The organism is Pseudomonas sp. S12(2018), assembly GCF_024355235.1.
GTDB classification, from domain to species: domain Bacteria; phylum Pseudomonadota; class Gammaproteobacteria; order Pseudomonadales; family Pseudomonadaceae; genus Aquipseudomonas; species Aquipseudomonas palmensis.
In genome coordinates, this window is record NZ_QLAD01000004.1 from 537,926 (window position 1) to 555,635 (window position 17,710).

The window sequence follows — 17,710 nt, forward strand, 5'->3', positions numbered from 1 at the left end:
TATCGGTAGGAGCCGGCCTTGCCGGCGAAGGGGCCGCAGGGATCAGCCCTTGACCACCTGCTGCAACCCCTCCCACAGCCTTGCCACATGCTCGCGCTCGGTGGGCAACGCGCCCACCGACACCCGCACCATCCACTGCCCGTTCAACGTCGCCGGGGTCACATACGCCGCGCCCGACGCATTGAGCCGGTCGGCCCAGGCGCGGGTGTGGCGGTCCAGTGCCTCGCCTTCCAGCCCGCCAGGCTGGTGACGAATGCACAGGGTCTGCAACTGCACCGGCGCCAGCACCTCCCAGCCCGGCGCCGCACCTACCTGCTGTTCAAGCCAGCGAGCATTGCCCAGGTCGCGGCGCAGGCGTTGCTGCAAGCCTTCCACGCCTTCGCTGCGCAACATGAACCACAGCTTCAACGCACGAAACCTGCGCCCCAGCGGGATGCCCCAGTCGCGCAGGTTCTTCACTTCGCCATCGACCGCCGACTGCAGGTAGCTGGGGTTGGTGCTCATCACACGGATCAGGTGCTGCGGGTCACGCACGAAATACAGCGAGCAGTCGAACGCCACCCCCAGCCATTTGTGCGCATTGACCACGATGGAGTCGGCCTGCTCGATGCCGGTCCACATCCAGCGGCATTCGGGCAGGATCATCGCCGAACCGGCCATGGCCGAGTCCACATGCAGCCACAGGCCATGGGCGCGGGCGATGCGGCCGATCGGTTCGAGCGGGTCGAGGGCGGTGGTGGCCGTGGTGCCGGTGGTGGCGACCACCGCGCATGGTTGCAGCCCTGCGGCAAGGTCCTGCTCGATGGCCGCTGCCAGCGCTTCAGGGCGCATGGCGAAGGCTTCGTCGACTTCGATGTAGCGGATGTTGTGCTTGCCGAAGCCGGCCAGCAGCGCGGCCTTGTCTACCGAGCTGTGGGCCTGGGCGCTGGTGTAGATCATCAGCGGCCGGGCCTGCGCTTGCAGGCCACCCTTGACCAGCGCGTAGTCGCTGGCGCGCTCGCGGGCGCAGATCAGCGCCACCAGCGTGCTGCTGGAGGCGGTGTCCTGGATCACCCCACTCCAGGCACCGGACAGGCCGATCATCTGGCGCAGCCAGTCGACCGTGGTCTCCTCCAGCTCGCTCAGCGCCGGGCTCGACTGCCACGACAGGCCGAGCACGCCCAGGCCGGTGCTGAGAAAGTCGCCCAGCACCGAAGACAGCGTGCCGTTGGAGGGGAAGTAGCCGAAGAAGTCCGGGTGCTGCCAGTGCGACAGGCCGGGCATCACCAGCTGGTCCACGTCGGCGAGGATCTGCTCGAAAGGCTCGCCCTGCTGCGGCGCGGCCTGGGGCAAGACATTCTTCAGGTAGCCCGGCTCGACCTGGGCCATGACCGGCAGGCTGGCGACATTGGCACGGTAATCGGCGATGCGGTCGATCAGTTGGTGACCTTGCTGGCGAAATTCTTCTGGGCTCACGCGCTGGCTCCTGTGGGGGTGATTGCAGTGCCAGCGAGTCTAGGCGCTGGCTGGCCGCTGAAACACGCCGCGCCGCGCATAGCTGCTATGGCGAATCCACATAGCTGCCGGTGACGCCGAACTGCGACTGCTGCCACAGCTCGAACACCTGCGCACGAAACCAGCGGTGCTCGGCCGAAGCCTGCAGGCGCTGGTGCCACACCACCCAGTAGCGCTGGGTGTGTTCGACGAACGCCAGCGGGCGCCACACCACCGGGTGCAGGCGGCTGAGCTGGCGGGCGATGTGCTCGGGCACGGTGACCAGTGTCTGGCTGGCGCACACCACCTGCACCGCCGCCGAGAAGAACGGCACCTGCAGGGTGATGCGCCGGGCAAGGCCCTGGCCGCGCAGGTGGCGGTCGATGAAGCTGTCCTTGTCGCCGCCGCCACAGATGCGCACGTGCCCCCGGGCCAGGTAGTCGTCCTGGCTCAACTCGGCGTGCCGGGCCAGCGGGTGTTCGCGGTGCATCAGGCACACCGCGCGATCCTCGCCGAGCATGCGCCCGTGCAGGTTGGCCGGGGCGCTGTCGAACAGCGTGGTGGCCAGGTCGATTTCACCGCTGGCCAGGCGTTCGAACTGGTCCGGCGACCAGCTGCGGTAGTCGATCGACACCCCCGGCGCCTGCTCGGCCAGGCGGCTGACCAGCAACGGCAGCATGTGTTCGGCGATGTAGTCGGAGGCGGCCAGGCAGAATCGCCGCTCGCAGCGCTGCGGGCTGAAGGCCTCGGGTTGGCGCAGGGCGTCGAGCTCGCCCAGTACCTGGCGCAGGGGCAGCACCAGCGCCTGGGCCCGTTCGCTGAGTACATAGCCGCGGCCCTGGCGAACCAGCAGCGGGTCGTCGAAGGCTTCGCGCATGTGCGCCAGCTGGCGGCTGAGCACCGACTGGCTGCTGCCCAGGCGCTCGGCGGCATGGCTGAGGTTCTTGAGCTGCAACAGCGTGTCGAGGGTACGCAGGTGCGCAAGGCTCAACGAGGCGAAGGTGGGGTTCAAGGCGCGCTCCGGCTGTGTAGTCGCCCTAGGCTAAGGGGTTTTGTACCTGATGCAAAATCCGTTGCGTGGCCTTCGCCGGCAAGGCCGGCTCCTACAAGGGCACTGAAAGCTCTAGACTGTGCGCTGGTAGAACACGAGGCCCCCATGGATATCGACCTGGCGCGTACCTTCATCGAAATCGTGCGCAGCGGCAGCCTGGTGGCCGCCGCAGAGCATCTGCACGTGACCCAGACCGCGATCAGCGCACGGGTGCAGAAGCTCGAGCAGTTGCTCGGCTGCCAATTGTTCGTGCGCAGCCGCAACGGCGCCAGCCTGACCGCCGACGGCAAGGGCTTCGTGGCCTACGCCAACCAGCTGGTGCACACCTGGGAGGCGGCGCGGCGCGACCTGCCGTTGCCCGCCGGCGGCTACCAGGTGCTGCACATCGGCGGCGAAGTCAGCCTGTGCAACCCGCTGCTGCTGGACTGGGTTCGCGTACTGCATCAGAAGGTGCCCAGCCATGCGATCCGCAGCGAGGTGGGCGACAGCGACACGCTGCTGCGCAAACTGGACATGGGCCTGCTGGATGCCGCGCTGGTGTACCAGCCGGGGTACGGCCCGGGGGTGCAGGTGGAGCAATTGCTGGAAGAGAAGCTGGTGTGCGTACGCCGTGCCGGCCAGCCCGAGCCGTATATCTACATCGACTGGGGCGAGGCGTTCCGCCGCCAGCATGACGCGGCGCTGCCCGAGCACGCGCGCCCTGCCTTGAGCTTCAACCTCGGCCCGATGGCCTTGCAGTACATCCTCGAACACGGCGGCAGCGGCTACTTTCGCGCCCGCGTGGTGCAGAGCTACCTGGACTGCGGCGTGCTCGAACGGGTGCCGCAGGCGCCCGAGTTCACCTACCCGACCTACCTGGTGTACGCCCGCGAGCGCGACTCGGCAGCGCTGCAACAGGCGTTTGGCCTGTTACGCGGCGTGGTCGCGGGGGACAGTGACTGGTCCCAGCGCTGGGACCCGCTGATCTAGACCGGCCTGCTCGCGCTGCAGCAGTTGCTGGTGCAGCGCGCCGATCAGGTCGGTCTGGGTGACCACCCCGACCAGTTGCCCGGCTTCGAGCACCGGCAGGCAATGCAGGCCCTGGTCGCACAGCAGCGGGATCAGGGCCACCGCCGGTTCGTCGCTGTTCACGCTGCGTACCGGTTTGGTCATGACCTGTTCCAGGCGCACCGGGCGACGCCGGCCGAACAGCGCGCGCCAGCTGAAACGGCATGCGGCCATTGCCGAATCGAGCAGGTCGCCGACGCTGACGATACCCACCAGCTGGCGCGCCTCGTCGAGCACGGGGAGGATCTTCAGGCGATGCTCGCCCAGCATCTTGAAGGCTTGCTCAAGCGTGGTGTCCGGGCTGGCGGACTGCACGTCGCGCGACATCACCCGGGCAGCCGTCATGCCGCCCAGACTGCGCTGCAAGGCATGGCGCTCGGTGGCCAGGATGATGCGCTCCAGATCATCACGGGTCACGTCGACGAACTCGCCCAGTTCATTCAATGCGCGGTCCAGGTCGCCGGCACTCACCCCTACCCGCTCGCTCACGGGCGCATCCTGGGTACGGTGCAGGTCGGGCCGCGGGGCGACGATCTTGGGGTAGCGCACGCCGGTCAGGCGGTTGTACACCACTGCCACCAGCAGCAGGCACAGGGCATTGAGCAGCACCGGCTCGACCACCTGGGCGCCCAGGCTCGCCAGCGACGGGTCGGCCATCGCCAGGCTGACCGCCAGTGCCGCGCCCGGCGGGTGCAGGCAGCGCAGCAGGCACATCAGCAGCACCACCAGCACCAGCGCCATGCACACCACCACCAGGCTCGCGCCCAGCCAGTGGTGCAGCACCAGGCCCACCAGCATCGCGCAGCTGTAGCTGCCCAGCAGCGGCCAGGGCTGCGACAGTGCGCCCGAGGACACCCCGAACAGCAGCACCGCCGACGCAGCCAGCGGGGCCATCAGGTGCAGGGTGACGGCGTTGCCGAACAGCACGCTGCACAGTCCGCCGGCCACCAGCAGGCCGAGCACGGCGCCAAGGCCGGCCCGCAGCCACTCTTTGGGCGGGATATGCAACGCGGCGGGGATGAAGCGATCGAGCCAGTTGTTCAGACGGCGGGTGGACATGCGACGACCTGGTACCTGTTGAAATAAAAGAAGCCCGCCCAAGACGAGGGGGCTTTGTATCGCGAGGGGGCAATACGCAAAGGGCTCCGTCCCTGGAGATGGAAATCCGGGGGTTCGGATGCGCGCAGTCTGAACAAAAGCGGGGATGGGCTCCAACGCAAAAAAATGCAGCTTGAGTGCAATTATTTTGCTGGATGAGCCGGCGGGAGGGTTCTGGCAGGAGCGCAAGGCTGCGCTCCTGCCGCTGACCGGGCCTGAACGGCCGAATCAGCCAAGCAGTGCCGGGTCGATGCCGTCGCAGTCGAAGGCGATGTAGCCACCCACTTCATCGGCCCTGCCATCGGTGATCTCGCCGTGATAGGACAGGCCGTTGCTCAGGGTGACGCAGATGTGGGTGGGGTCCTGCGGGGCGTCCAGCTTGCCGTTGAACTCGACCGTGAAGCGGGTTTCGCCATCGACCTTCAACCCGATCAACACATTGGCATTGTCCACGGCCTCGGTCTCCTTGCCTGCGTATTCGGCGCTGACGGTCACGGTGGCGGTGTCTTGATACATGCTAGAGCTCCAACGGCAGGAATGCGTGACGCCCACTGGCGCCAACCGGCGGCTAGGGTAAGCCACCAGGCGGGGTGTGGGGAATCCCCGTCGGGCGCAAGGTTGCAATTTGCATGAGGCAAAACGGGCACTCATGCAGGCTGCATGGCCTTAGGACGGTTCTGTTTTACAACTGATTGATTTTGAAAGGATAAATATTTCGTAGCATTTGGCACAGCAACTGCTCTACAGGAGGGGGAAGACCCATTTCATGACTGGAGCACCAACAATGATTACAAGTGCCGATACCTACGCCGTCCCCGCGGGGGACACCTCCAGCCACTCAGGGGTGTCCTGGGCGGCCATCTTCGCCGGTGCCACCGGTGCCGCCGCACTGTCGCTGATCCTTATCGTGCTGGGCTTCGGCCTGGGGTTCTCGGCTGTCTCGCCGTGGCCGGGTGATGGCGCCACGGCCAAGCAACTGGGTATTTCGAGCATCGTGTGGCTGGCGCTGACGCAGATCATTGCCTCGGGCCTGGGCGGCTACATCGCCGGGCGGCTGCGGGTCAAATGGGCCAACCTGCATGGCGATGAAGTGTATTTCCGCGATACCGCCCACGGTTTCCTGGCCTGGGCCTTTGCCACGCTGGTAACTGCGGTGCTGGTGGTGGGTTCGGTGAGCTCGGTGGTGAGCGGCGGCGTCCAGGCCGGCGCGATGGCGGCCTCTGGCGTGGCTGCGGCTGGTGCCGGCGCGGCTGCCAACAGCAGCAAGGCGAGCAATGACGATTCGGCCTACTTCATCGACATGCTGTTCCGTGACGAACGCCCGGTGGCGGTCACCGATGACGCGGCCCACGGCATTGCCGCGCGCATCTTCGTGCGTGGCCTGGCCGACGGCCAGCTGAACGCCGAAGACCGTGCCTACCTGGCCAACGTGATTGCCCAGCGCACCCAGATCAGCCAGGCAGAAGCCGAACAGCGCATCGACACCGTGTTCGCCGAAGCCCGCCAGGCCATCGAAGAGGCCAAGCAACTGGCCGACGCCGCACTCAAGGCCGCTGCCGCCTCTGCGCTGTGGATGTTCGTGGCGCTGCTGTGCGGCGCGTTCTTCGCCAGCCTGTTCGCCATCTGGGGTGGCCGTCGCCGTGATGCCGCCGTGTTCCTGACGGCCGACCCGGTGCGCGTCGACCCCACCACTGCCCGTACCCTCTGACAGGAGATTCACCATGCGCTCGATACTGCTGTTCTTCCTCGGTGTGCCTATCCCGATCATCATTCTGATCGCCTTGTTCATGCATTGATGCACACACAAAGCCCCCGACCCGTCGGGGGCTTTTTTGTGGGCGACTGGCACGGCCGATAAATTCAAAAAGGATATAAAAATAACTATTTGTTCTAACTAAAAGTAATAAAAAAATTGCACTCCGCGGGCATCAGCCTTTACTTTCAGGCCCTACCAGAAAACACCTGACGAACCCGCCTGCGGAGCCCTCACCATGTCCAGCAAACCTCCTTCGACCCTGCGCCGCCTGCTGCTTGGCGGTGCCTTTGCCGCGCTCGCCAGCCTGGTACTGCCTGGCCCGGCCGCCTACGCCGAGCCAACCAAGAACCTGCGTATCGGCTACCAGAAGTTCAACAGCGTCAACATTCTCAAGGGCTCCGGCGCCCTGGAAAAAGCCCTGGCGCCGCAAGGCATCAAGGTCAGCTGGTACGAGTTCGCCGCCGGCCCGCAGTTGCTCGAGGCCCTGAGCACCGGCGCCATCGACCTGGGGCACGCCGCCGATGCGCCCTCGGTGTTCGCCCAGGCATCGGGCAAGTCGGTGGTGTACCTGGCCGCCGAACAGCCCTACCCGCGCGGCATCGGCATTGTGGTGCGCGAGCAGGACAAGGTCGCCGATATCGCCGCCCTCAAGGGCCAGCGCGTGGCCACCGGTCGCGGCTGGAATGCCCAGTATCTGCTGGCCGTGGCCCTGCAGGACACCGGCCTGAGCTACAAGGACATCGACCCGGCCTACGTCAACAACGCCGCCGATGCCGTGGCCGCCCTGCAATCGGGCAGCGTCAAGGCCGTGACCCTGTGGGACCCCTTCCTCGCCGCAGCGGAAAAACAACCCGGCCTCAAGACCCTGCGCGACGGCACCGGGCTGACCAACAACCGCACCTTCTACCTGTCTTCGCCAGCCTTTGCCGACGAGAACCGTGGTGTGCTCAAGACCTTCTTCACCGAGCTGGGCAAGGTCAGCAACTGGGCCAACGCAAAACCCAAGGAAGTGGCGGCCCTGCTGGCTCCGCAACTGGGTATCGGCGCCGACGTGCTGGAAGTGGCCAGCGAGCGTCGCAACTACAACGCGGTGGCCATCACCCCCGAGATCACGGCCGAACAGCAGAAGCTGGCGGACACCTTCCAGGGCCTGGGCCTGATTCCCAAGCCGCTCAAGGTCGCCGACGCCGTGTACCCCGTCTCCGTACTGCCTTGACCGCGAGCGATTCGAGCATGTCCAAGCCCATCCGTTTCAACGCCTTCAGCATGAACGCCGCCACGCACCAGTCGCCGGGGCTGTGGCGCCACCCACGCAACACCAGCAGCGATTTCAATCGCCTGAGCTACTGGACCGGGCTGGCCAGGCTGCTGGAGCGCGGACGTTTCGACGCGCTGTTCATCGCGGATGTGCTGGGCGTGTACGACGTGTACCAGGGCAGCCACGACGCAGCCCTGCGCGGCGGCGTGCAGGTACCGGTGAACGATCCGTTGCTGATCGTGCCGGCCATGGCCGGGGTCACCGAGCACCTGGGCTTCGGCATCACCTTCAGCCTCACCTATGAGCACCCGTACCCGTTCGCCCGGCGCATGTCGACACTCGATCACCTGAGCGACGGGCGGGTGGGCTGGAACATCGTCACCGGCTACCTGGACAGCGCCGCGCGCAACCTGGGGCTGGCCCGGCAGCTGGCCCACGACGAGCGTTACGAGTTGGCCGAGGAGTACCTGCAGGTGCTCTACAAGCTGTGGGAGAAGAGCTGGGACGACGATGCGGTGGTCCGCGACCGGTCCCGCGGGGTGTTCGTGGAGCCTGCGCGGGTGCACCCGATCGGGCATGCCGGTGCGCACTTTCAGGTGCCTGGCGTGCACCTGAGCGAACCATCGCCACAACGCACCCCGGTGCTGTTCCAGGCCGGCGCCTCGGCACGCGGGCAGCGCTTTGCCGCTACCCATGCCGAATGCGTGTTCATCAGCGGCCCGACCCAGACGGTACTGCGCAGCTATGTGGACGGCATTCGCCAGGCCACGCGCGAGGCCGGGCGCCAGGAAGGCGAGGTGCTGATATACGCGCAGGCGCTGCTGATCGTGGGTGACACGCGCGAAGCGGCCCAGGCCAGGCTGGACGAGTACCGCCAGTACGTGGATATCGAGGCGGCGCTGGCCTTGCTGTCGGGCTGGACCGGCATCGATTTTTCCAACCTGGAGCCGGATGCGCTGATCGAGTACATCGAAAACGATGCCGGGCGCACGGCGCTGGCCGCCTTTACCAGGTCGGACCCGAACCGGCGCTGGACCGTGCGCGAGGCGGCGGAGTTCGTCAGCCTGGGCGGGCGTGGCCCGGTGCTGCTGGGGTCGCCGGTGGAGATTGCCGACCAGCTGGAGCAGTGGCTGGATGCCACCGGCATCGACGGCTTCAACCTCACCTACGCGGTGGTGCCGGATGACCTGCAGGCGGTGGTCGACACGGTGGTGCCGGAACTGCAGCGGCGCGGGCGCTATCGCACCGAGTATGAGGCGGGCACCTTGCGCCACAAGCTGTTCGGGCGTGGGGATCGGTTGCCGGCCGAGCATGCGGGGCGGTTGGTGCAGATCTGAGACCGTGCCGTCTGCAATCGCGGGTCAAGCCCGCTCCCACAGGTTCGACGGTTTCTGTGGGAGCGGGCTTGACCCGCGATTGCAGCACCACCGTTACCGCGTGATATATGGCCACTTGCCTCCACGCTATTGACCAGGATCAACAGATCGCAAAATCACACTCCTACACTAGATAGAGGAAATCAGAACGCAAAACAGGCCCACCATGAGCGAAGAATCCACCGTACACCCCCTGCCCCTGCCATCCGCCTCGTCCAACGACAGCAGTTCGCCGGCCACGCCCAAAGCGGCCGTCACTCGTTCGCGCCGCCCACGCGCCCCGCGCAAGCCTGCTCAGGTGATCCCTGCCGAAATCGAAATCAGTGCCATCAGCCACGAGCCTGCCGCGCTGCAGGTGGCCAGTGCGCCGCGTCGCGGCTCCAACGAAGACAGCGTGTCTGCCGCCCTGCCCGCCAACTACCCCTACCGCAACCGCATGCGCCGCGCCGAGTACGAAAAGGCCAAGCATGAGCTGCAGATAGAGCTGCTGAAGGTACAGAACTGGGTAAAAGCCACCGGCCAGCGCATCGTGGTGCTGTTCGAAGGCCGCGATGCCGCCGGCAAGGGCGGCACCATCAAGCGCTTCATGGAGCACCTGAACCCGCGTGGCGCGCGTATCGTGGCCCTGGAAAAACCTTCCGACCAGGAGAAGGGCCAGTGGTACTTCCAGCGCTATATCCAGCACCTGCCCACCGCCGGTGAAATGGTCTTCTTCGACCGCTCCTGGTACAACCGCGCCGGCGTCGAGCGGGTGATGGACTTCTGCACGCCGATGCAGTACCTGGAGTTCATGCGTCAGACCCCGGAGCTTGAACGCATGCTGTGCAACAGCGGCATCCTGCTGTTCAAGTTCTGGTTCTCGGTAAACCGCGAAGAGCAACTGCGCCGGTTCATCTCGCGCCGTGACGACCCGCTCAAGCACTGGAAGCTCTCGCCCATCGACATCAAGTCGCTGGACAAGTGGGACGAGTACACCGCCGCCAAGGAGGCGATGTACTTCCACACCGATACTGCCGATGCACCGTGGACCGTGATCAAGTCGGACGACAAGAAGCGGGCGCGCCTGAACTGCATCCGCCACTTCCTGCACACGCTGGACTACCCCGACAAGGACCCGAAAGTCGCCCACCAGCCCGACCCGTTGCTGGTCGGCCGCGCCTCGCGCGGGCTGGAGGAAGAGGACCTGGTCAACACCCACTGACCACCGCTGGGGGCGCGTCAGGATGGCGCGCTACCTGCGGCCTAGCGCTTGTTTTTCTTCTTCAGGGCCTTCAGGCGCTTGGCCGCCCGCTCCACCGTGGCCATCTTCTCGGGCCGCTTCATGCGCTTCCACTGCTTGATCTCGTCCTTGCTGCGCCCGCAGCTCACGCACAGCTCGCCGCTGAGCTTGCACGCCGAGATGCACGGGTTGTCGATATCCTTGGCCATGCTGCGCGCTCAGCGCCCACCGCCCAGGTCGATGAAGCTGCCGGTGGTGTAGGAGGCCTTGTCCGACAGTAGCCACAGGATCGCTTCGGCCACTTCGGCCGCCTGCCCGCCACGGCCCATGGGGATGCCCGGTTCCAGCTTGCGAACCCGCTCGGCATCGCCGCTGAGGGCATGGAAGTCGGTGAAGATGTAGCCCGGCCGTACGCCATTGACACGCACGCCCTCGCCCGCCACTTCCTTGGCCAGGCCCAGGGTGAAGGTGTCCAGCGCGCCCTTGGAGGCGGCGTAGTCGACATACTCGTTGGGCGAACCCAACCGCGCGGCCACCGATGACACGTTGACGATGGCACCGCCCGGCCCGCCATGGCGGGTCGACATGCGTTGCAGCGCATGCCTGGCGCACAGCATCGGCCCCACCACGTTGGTTTTCATCAGCTTGAGCAGGCGAAACTCGGACATCTCTTCCACCCGGCTCTGGTGGCCGATGGTGCCGGCGTTGTTGACCAGCGCCGTGACACGGCCCAGTTCCTTGTCGACACGCTGGAACAGCTGGATGATTTCATCCTCGACGCTGACATCGGCGCGCACCGTGATCGCCTCGGCACCCAGCGCGCGCACCTGCTCCAGCACGCGATGGGCCGAGGCGTCATCGGCAAGGTAGTTGATGCAGATGCGGTAGCCGGCCCGCGCAGCGGCCAGCGCAGTGGCCGCGCCAATGCCGCGACCGGCGCCGGTAATGATGATCACGTTGTCCATGGATACTCCTGGCCCCAATGCCGTTCACCCGGCAAGGCTAACGCAGCATGGGGCAGCGGGCAAAGGGCTATCAGGCCTTGGGCTCGGGCTTTTGCAGCGGGTACAGGTGCTGGCGCACGATGCCTTCGGGCAGGTCCTTGCCGAACACGCCGTAGCGGGTCGGCCATTCCTTGCGCGGCAGCTTGAAGGTGCCGAACAGCATGTCGACCAGGGGCAGGTGGATCGCGTAGTTCTTGTAGATGTAGTCCTTGTGCCGGGCATGGTGCCAGTGGTGGTAGCGCGGCATCACCAGCACGTAGTTCAGCCACCCGCCGTCGATTCGCACGTTGGCATGCGCCAGCACCGCCTGCACGCCCACCAGGATCACGTAGGCATTCATCGCCTGCGGCGAGAAGCCCAGCAGGATCAGCGGTACCAGCACGCCGGTGCGGGTCAGCAGGATTTCGGCGAAATGGATGCGCGAGCCGGCCAGCCAGTCCATCGCGGTGCTGGAATGGTGCACCGCATGGAAGCGCCACATCCACGGCACCACGTGGTACAGGCGGTGCAGCCAGTACTGCCCCAGGTCGGCGACGAACACCGCCAGCACGAACTGCACCACGATCGGCAGGCTCTGCACCTTGGCCTGCAGCGTTTCGGACACCACCCAGCCGGCCAGCCAGGTGGACGAGGCGGTGACGAAGATCAGGATGAACTGCACCAGCATGTGGCTGACGAAGAAGTAGCTCAGGTCGGTGCGCCACTGCGGGCGCAGGATGTTCTGCTGTGGGTCCTTGGCGTAGAGCTTTTCCAGCGGGATGAAGATGATCGCCGAAACCAGCAGCGCCAGCACGAACCAGTCAAGGCCAAGGGAATACGGGGTTTGACCGATGGTTTCGGTCTGAATGTTGGTGCCGCCCAGAAACACGGCCAGGCCCGCCGCGCTGATGCCGGTGAAGCCCAGGCGCTTGCGCCGGTTGAGCAGGATGTTGAGGGTGCCCAGGCTGAAAGCCAGCACCAGCCCGGCCAGCAGCAGGGTGCGGGCGAACTGCTCGCTGTAGACTTTGCGGAACTCGCCGAAGGTCAGCCACTGCGGGAACAGAAAGCACAGCACCGCCAGCAGGCTGAGCAAGCCGAGCATGGCCGACAGGTAGCCGCTGATACGCCCTTCACCGAACCGGAACGGCTCGTGCCCGTGACGCTTGAAGTAGGCCTTGAGTGCCTGCATGGGTCATGTTTCCTTGATTGACTGTGGTACTCCATCACCGATGGTCGCCCTGACCAGGCACGACGCCATCGTTTGGGGTTAGAGGAGCGAGTGCTCCCACAGGTCACGCAGGCAGTGTCCTACCTTACAAATCTGTAATGCAGCGCTCAGTCTGGCGACAGCTTCACCCGGCTATGCTCCAGCCATGAGCCCGGTTACCCTGTTGCACTGACCGACCACCGTTCATTCGAGACGCGGGTTGCCCTGACGGCGGCCCCGGAGATCCACGATGCTGAAAAAGAATTTCGTTGCCTTCGGCCTGCTGGCCATGAGTGCGCTGGCCCAGGCCGGCCAGACCATCGATGTGTACCGCGACCCCAACTGCGGTTGCTGCAAGGAATGGATCAGCCACCTGCGCGACAACGGCTTTAGCGTGAATGACCATGTGGAGCCGAACATGAGTGCAGTCAAGCAGCGCCTGGGCGTGGCGCCGCGCCTGGCGTCGTGCCACACCGGGGTGATCGACGGCAAGTTCGTCGAGGGCCATGTGCCGGCCGAGCAGATCCAGCTGCTGGCCAAGCGTCCCGACCTGCGCGGCCTGGCCGTGCCGGGCATGCCGATGGGCTCGCCAGGCATGGAGATGGGCGATCACAAGGATGCCTACCAGGTCATCGGCCTGACCCGCGACGGCACCGACGAAGTGGTCGCCAACTACCCGTGAGCACGGCGCCATGCTGAGCGGCTGGGGGCTGTTCCTCAGCGCCTTTGGCGCCGCCACCCTGCTGCCGTTGCAGTCCGAGGCGGTATTGGTCGGGCTGCTGCTGCACGAACCTGATGCCTGGTTGCTGCTGCTGGCGATTGCCACCGCCGGCAATGTACTGGGCTCGGTGGTCAACTGGCTGCTGGGCCGGGGTATCGAGCACTTGCGCGACAAGCGCTGGTTTCCGTTCAGCCAGGCCCAGCTGGACAGGGCCCAGCAGCGCTACCAGCGCTATGGCCAGTGGTCGCTGCTGTTGAGCTGGATGCCGGTGATCGGCGACCCGCTGACGCTGATCGCCGGGATCATGCGCGAGCCATTCTGGCGTTTCATGCTGCTGGTGACCGTGGCCAAGGCCGGGCGTTACCTGGTGCTGGTGCTGCTGACCCTGGGCTGGGTGCACAGCTGAGCGGCTTCAGCAGAAGCGTTGCAGTTGCATCTCGCGCAGCCGGCTGAGGGTGCGGCGGAACGGGAACTCCAGGTAGCCTTCGGTATACAGCGCCTCGAGTGCCACCTCGGCCTCCACGTACAGCGCCACGCGGCGGTCATAGCATTCATCGACCAGCGCGATGAAGCGCCGCACGCTGTCGTCGTGAATCGACAGCTGCGGCAGTTCGCGATCCCCCGCCACTACCCGCTCGGCGCCGTCCTCGGTGCCGCGGGCGATTCTGCCCGGTCGTTGCCGGGCCCCGAGTGCAGGCACCTCGCCCAGCAGAATGACCTTGAAGCGATCACACAGGGCCATGAAGTCCATGGCGGCCAGGGGCTGCTCGCACAGTTCGTTGTAAGTGCACCACACCGCCGAGGTGCTGCGTCGCACCACCTTGACCGTGCGGTAGCCCAGGCTCAGGTCCTCGCGGGTGACCGGTTCACCCGCGCTCGACTGCTCGAACACCTGGCCCAGCGCGCTGGGCTGGCCCGGCTGGCGCACCCAGTAGCGTTGCAGTTCGGCACCGGGATGCAGGCGATGGTCCTGGCCGCCGTCCACCGCCACCACGTGCATGTGCCGCTCGATGGCGGCAATCGCCGGCACGAAGCGTTCGCGATTGAAACCGTCGGCGTAGAGCTGCGCCGGCGGCTGGTTGGAGGTGGCGATGATGACCACGCCGCTGTCGAACAGCACCTGGAACAGGCGACCGAGAATGATGGCGTCACCGATGTCGTTGACGAACAGTTCGTCGAAACACAGCACGCGGATCTCTTCGGCCAGGCCGTGGGCAAGGGCTTGCAAGGGGTCGGCGGTGCCGTTGAGCTGGAACAGGCGCTGATGCACCCAGCGCATGAAGTGGTGAAAGTGCTGGCGGCGGGCGGGCACCTGCAGGCAGCGGTGGAACTGGTCCATGAGCCAGGTCTTGCCGCGCCCGACCGGGCCCCACAGGTACACCCCACGCGCCACCTCGCCGCGCTCAAGAGCCTCGTAGCAGGCTTGAAGGCAGTCGACGGCATGCTGCTGCGCAGCGTCGGGGACAAAGCCATTGAGTTCGATGGATTGCTGGTACAACGACAGCGGGGTGAGGCTGGACATGCCGGGGGCCTGTGCGGAAAAAGGCCAAGGGTAGCATCAGTGAGGTTTGCGGGGCGTGCTTCGCCTGCAGCAGCCGGCCTTGCCGGCGAAGGACGCGCCGCCGCTTACTGCGTCAGGCCCACCTTCAGCAGCGCACCGTCACTCTCGTCGGTCAGCACATAGAGAAAGCCGTCCGGCCCCACCCGCACATCGCGAATACACGCATTCAACTGCCCCAGCAGGCGCTCTTCATGCACCACCTTGTCGCCATCCAGTTGCAGGCGGATCAGCTCCTGAGCGGCCAGCGCGCCGATGAACAGGTTGTGGTCCCAGGCTTTGAAACGCGGGTTGTCGTAGAACGCCATGCCGCTGATGGCCGGGGACTTCTCCCACACGTGCAGCGGGTCCACCGCGCCCTCGACGCGCTTGCCCTTGGCCTCGGGTATCGGCAGCAGCGAGTAGTTGATGCCGTGGGTCGCCAGGGGCCAGCCGTAGTTCTTGCCCGGCTTGGGAATGTTGATCTCGTCGCCGCCGCGAGGCCCGTGCTCGTTGGTCCACAGTTCGCCTGTCCACGGGTTCAATGCCGCGCCCTGCTGGTTGCGATGGCCATACGACCAGATCTCGGGGCGCACGTTGCTCTGGCCGACAAAGGGGTTGTCCTTGGGCACCTGGCCGTCGGGCAGGATGCGCACCACCTTGCCCTGCAGCTTGTCCAGGTCCTGGGCGGTGGGCCGCTGGTTGTTCTCGCCCAGGGCGATGAACAGGTAGCCGTCGCGGTCGAACACCAGCCGCGAACCGAAGTGGTTGCCGCTGGACAGCTTGGGCTGCTGGCGGAAGATCACGTTGAAGTCGTCCAGGCGCAGGTTGTCGCTCGACAGGCGGCCGCGCCCCACGGTAGTACCGGCCGTGTCACCATCACCCCCGCCTTCGGCATACGAGAGGTAGACCATGCGGTCCTGCTTGAACTGCGGCGACAGCGCCACGTCGAGCAACCCGCCCTGCCCCTTGGCCCACACCTGCGGCACGCCACTCAACGGCGAACCGACCTTGCCGTCGGCACTGATGATGCGCAGGTTGCCCTGGCGCTCGGTCACCAGCATACCCTGCCCGTCGGGCAGGAACGCCAGCGCCCAGGGGTTCTTCAGCCCCTCGGCCAGGGTACTGACGGTGAGCTGGCCTTCTTCGCTGGGGAAGGTGCGCTCGGGGGCGGCGGTGGCGGTCAGCGGCAACAGCGCCGCAGCGCAGAGGGAGAGTAGCCAGGTACGTGAAGACATGCAGGGTTCCTTGCAGTGGGCCAAGCGATCAGGGCGTACGCGTCGATTCGCGCGGCGGGCGGGAGGGGTCCAGGCGCGGCGGCACCTGTTCACGGCGCAGGTTCTGGCCGTTGCCGATGCCGCCATTGTCGAGGGTGGGTGGGCGCGGCAGCGGCTGGGTGGAAGGCCCGCGCGGCGGTGGCGTGGAACGCACGGTGCCCTGCTGGGAATTGGGGTTGGCGCGGCGCACCGGGTCGTTGTAGGGATTGCCCGCGTCGGCGGCCTGAACAGGCATGCCCAGTATCAGGCTCAGTGCTGCGCCGGTCAGGGCCGGCAACCATCGGTTCATCGCGTTCATCTCCTGCACAACGTCAGTGGCCCCAGGCGTTGGATAGCCTACGGCGCGAGAGGTTCGCGACGAAACCCGTCGCCGGGCCGGAGATGATTCAGATTGTTACGCTGCTTGCGCCACTTTCAACCGCGCCGGGCATTTGCCACACTGCAGAGACATTTGTCCGGAGCCAAGCCCCATGCCCTGTTTCCTGCGTCATACCCTGCGTGTCGGCCTGGGCCTGCTGCTGGCCCTGAGCCTGAGCGCCTGCGCGTTGCTGCAGGGGCGCGACCCGTTGACCATCAGCGTGATCGGCATCGAGCCGCTGCCCGGCCAGGACCTGGAAATGCGCATGGCGGTGAAACTGCGGGTGCAGAACCCCAATGAAACGCCCATCGACTACAACGGCGTGGCGCTCAACCTGGAGGTCAATGGCCAGCCGCTGGCAACCGGGGTCAGCGATCAGCACGGCAGCATCGGGCGCTATGACGAAGCGGTACTGAGCATTCCGGTGAACATCACCGCCTTCTCGATGCTGCGCCAGGCCGTGGGCCTGAGCCGGGTGAGCAACCTGGATGGCATGCCCTATGTGCTGCGCGGCAAGCTGGCCGGGGGCGCCTTCGGCACGATGCGCTTCACCGACAGCGGGCGGCTGGCGCTGCCCAAGCCCACCGATACGGCGTGGTAGCGCTGGGGGGGCGGCTACTTGGCAGCCGCCATCAGCTTGTTGACTTCGCTGCGCACCATGTTGGCGAACTCCGGCGGCGACATGCCGTCGAGCTCGGCCCGCACCCACTCGGCCCATTTGCCCTTGCGCCGCGGCTTCTCGCTGATCAGCCGCGCGGCTTCGGCCTTGGCCTTGCCCAGGTTCGATTGCCAGAGCTCGAACAGTCGCGACTTCTCGTCCTCGATCTGTGCCCGCTCGGCGAAGCTCATGTTGGCCAGATTGAAACTCATGGGGATTCCTGCCACTTGAAAATGGGGGCTATCTTACACTGTAGCCACCGAGCGCCGCCAAGGCGCTGCAACTTTCGGCGCGCTCAGGCATCCATTGATACAGTGACCATCATTCAACGAGGAAGCGTACATGGCCAGGAAAAGCACCCTTAAAGCCGATGCCGAACAAATCAAGGACCAGGCCTTCAGCGAACTGCAGGCGCTGATCGAAGAGTCTGACAAGCTGCTCAAGGACAGCTCCACCCTGGTGGGCGAAGAAGCCGAGACCCTGCGCGCACAGGTGGGCCTCAAGCTCAAGCAGGCCCTGGATGCGGTGGGCGGCGTGCGTGAAAAGGCCAAGCCGGCGGTGGATGCCACCGAGGATTACATTGGCGGCCACCCGTGGCAGACCGTGGCGATTTCGGCCGGCTTCGGGCTGGTGGTCGGGCTGTTGCTGGGACGTCGCTCCTGACACCCAATCGCGGGTCAAGCCCGCTCCC

At 65.9% G+C, this 17,710-nt stretch carries 20 protein-coding genes; 9 read left to right on the forward strand and 11 right to left on the reverse strand.

The genetic code is table 11. The annotated features are described in order from the left end of the window. Positions 1-42 precede the first annotated feature (42 nt). A complete protein-coding gene (locus DN388_RS12785) occupies positions 43-1,455 on the reverse strand; it encodes a DOPA decarboxylase (RefSeq protein ID WP_255000071.1) in 1,413 nt (470 codons plus the stop codon). Positions 1,456-1,540: 85 nt separating this feature from the next. After that, entirely contained in the window at positions 1,541-2,485 is a 945-nt protein-coding gene (locus DN388_RS12790; protein ID WP_255000072.1) for a LysR family transcriptional regulator, read from the reverse strand. Positions 2,486-2,629: 144 nt separating this feature from the next. Between DN388_RS12790 and DN388_RS12795 the strand changes: the two genes are divergently transcribed. Beyond that, complete coding sequence (locus DN388_RS12795; RefSeq protein ID WP_229590252.1) at positions 2,630-3,493, forward strand: LysR family transcriptional regulator; 864 nt, start codon at positions 2,630-2,632, stop codon at positions 3,491-3,493. Here DN388_RS12795 and DN388_RS12800 read toward each other — a convergent pair. Both DN388_RS12800 and DN388_RS12805 read right to left on the reverse strand, forming a co-directional pair. Next, entirely contained in the window at positions 3,434-4,630 is a 1,197-nt protein-coding gene (locus DN388_RS12800) for an HPP family protein (RefSeq protein WP_255000075.1), read from the reverse strand. The genes DN388_RS12795 and DN388_RS12800 overlap by 60 nt on opposite strands. Positions 4,631-4,897: 267 nt before the next feature. Beyond that, a complete protein-coding gene (locus tag DN388_RS12805) occupies positions 4,898-5,185 on the reverse strand; it encodes a hypothetical protein (protein ID WP_043861117.1) in 288 nt (95 codons plus the stop codon). Positions 5,186-5,453: 268 nt separating this feature from the next. Here DN388_RS12805 and DN388_RS12810 point away from each other — a divergent pair, with 268 nt between their 5' ends. The 4 genes from DN388_RS12810 to ppk2 all read left to right on the forward strand — a co-directional run bounded on the left by DN388_RS12810 (position 5,454) and on the right by ppk2 (position 10,260). After that, the gene (locus tag DN388_RS12810) at positions 5,454-6,377 is read left to right on the forward strand and encodes a hypothetical protein (RefSeq protein WP_255000077.1); all 924 of its coding nucleotides are present in this window, start codon (positions 5,454-5,456) and stop codon (positions 6,375-6,377) included. A gap of 283 nt (positions 6,378-6,660) precedes the next feature. Beyond that, a complete protein-coding gene (locus DN388_RS12815; RefSeq protein WP_054916509.1) occupies positions 6,661-7,641 on the forward strand; it encodes an aliphatic sulfonate ABC transporter substrate-binding protein in 981 nt (326 codons plus the stop codon). Between the two features lie 17 nt (positions 7,642-7,658). Next, positions 7,659-9,020, forward strand: coding sequence for an LLM class flavin-dependent oxidoreductase (locus tag DN388_RS12820; protein WP_255000081.1), 1,362 nt, complete (start codon positions 7,659-7,661; stop codon positions 9,018-9,020). Positions 9,021-9,225: 205 nt separating this feature from the next. Further along, positions 9,226-10,260, forward strand: coding sequence for a polyphosphate kinase 2 (ppk2, locus tag DN388_RS12825; protein ID WP_043861121.1), 1,035 nt, complete (start codon positions 9,226-9,228; stop codon positions 10,258-10,260). Positions 10,261-10,301: 41 nt separating this feature from the next. Here the strand turns inward: ppk2 and DN388_RS12830 are convergent, their stop codons facing one another. From DN388_RS12830 to DN388_RS12840, 3 genes are all read right to left on the reverse strand, one after another. After that, a complete protein-coding gene (locus DN388_RS12830) occupies positions 10,302-10,487 on the reverse strand; it encodes a DUF1289 domain-containing protein (protein WP_043861122.1) in 186 nt (61 codons plus the stop codon). A 9-nt stretch (positions 10,488-10,496) separates the two neighbouring features. Continuing rightward, on the reverse strand, positions 10,497-11,243 hold the full coding sequence (locus DN388_RS12835; RefSeq protein WP_043861123.1) for an SDR family oxidoreductase: 747 nt from the start codon (positions 11,241-11,243) through the stop codon (positions 10,497-10,499). Between the two features lie 70 nt (positions 11,244-11,313). Further along, positions 11,314-12,450 (reverse strand): sterol desaturase family protein, encoded by a 1,137-nt coding sequence (locus DN388_RS12840; RefSeq protein ID WP_043861124.1) that lies wholly within the window; start codon positions 12,448-12,450, stop codon positions 11,314-11,316. A gap of 268 nt (positions 12,451-12,718) precedes the next feature. Between DN388_RS12840 and DN388_RS12845 the strand changes: the two genes are divergently transcribed. Together DN388_RS12845 and DN388_RS12850 are read left to right on the forward strand one after the other, a co-directional pair. Further along, positions 12,719-13,150 (forward strand): DUF411 domain-containing protein, encoded by a 432-nt coding sequence (locus DN388_RS12845; RefSeq protein ID WP_043861125.1) that lies wholly within the window; start codon positions 12,719-12,721, stop codon positions 13,148-13,150. A gap of 10 nt (positions 13,151-13,160) precedes the next feature. Then, entirely contained in the window at positions 13,161-13,595 is a 435-nt protein-coding gene (locus DN388_RS12850) for a YqaA family protein (RefSeq protein ID WP_043861126.1), read from the forward strand. 6 nt (positions 13,596-13,601) lie between these two features. Here the strand turns inward: DN388_RS12850 and zapE are convergent, their stop codons facing one another. The 3 genes from zapE to DN388_RS12865 form a co-directional block, all read right to left on the reverse strand. After that, positions 13,602-14,711 carry a cell division protein ZapE gene (gene zapE, locus DN388_RS12855; RefSeq protein WP_255000089.1) on the reverse strand — a complete coding sequence of 370 codons (1,110 nt, stop codon included), beginning with the start codon at positions 14,709-14,711 and terminating at the stop codon, positions 13,602-13,604. Between the two features lie 104 nt (positions 14,712-14,815). Next, positions 14,816-15,964 carry a PQQ-dependent sugar dehydrogenase gene (locus tag DN388_RS12860; protein ID WP_255000092.1) on the reverse strand — a complete coding sequence of 383 codons (1,149 nt, stop codon included), beginning with the start codon at positions 15,962-15,964 and terminating at the stop codon, positions 14,816-14,818. Positions 15,965-15,992: 28 nt separating this feature from the next. After that, complete coding sequence (locus DN388_RS12865; RefSeq protein WP_229590274.1) at positions 15,993-16,238, reverse strand: hypothetical protein; 246 nt, start codon at positions 16,236-16,238, stop codon at positions 15,993-15,995. Between the two features lie 235 nt (positions 16,239-16,473). Here DN388_RS12865 and DN388_RS12870 point away from each other — a divergent pair, with 235 nt between their 5' ends. After that, positions 16,474-16,962, forward strand: coding sequence for an LEA type 2 family protein (locus DN388_RS12870; protein WP_255000093.1), 489 nt, complete (start codon positions 16,474-16,476; stop codon positions 16,960-16,962). Between the two features lie 14 nt (positions 16,963-16,976). Here the strand turns inward: DN388_RS12870 and DN388_RS12875 are convergent, their stop codons facing one another. Next, on the reverse strand, positions 16,977-17,231 hold the full coding sequence (locus tag DN388_RS12875; RefSeq protein WP_043861131.1) for a hypothetical protein: 255 nt from the start codon (positions 17,229-17,231) through the stop codon (positions 16,977-16,979). A 130-nt stretch (positions 17,232-17,361) separates the two neighbouring features. Between DN388_RS12875 and DN388_RS12880 the strand changes: the two genes are divergently transcribed. Further along, on the forward strand, positions 17,362-17,682 hold the full coding sequence (locus tag DN388_RS12880; protein WP_043861132.1) for a YqjD family protein: 321 nt from the start codon (positions 17,362-17,364) through the stop codon (positions 17,680-17,682). Positions 17,683-17,710 lie beyond the last annotated feature (28 nt).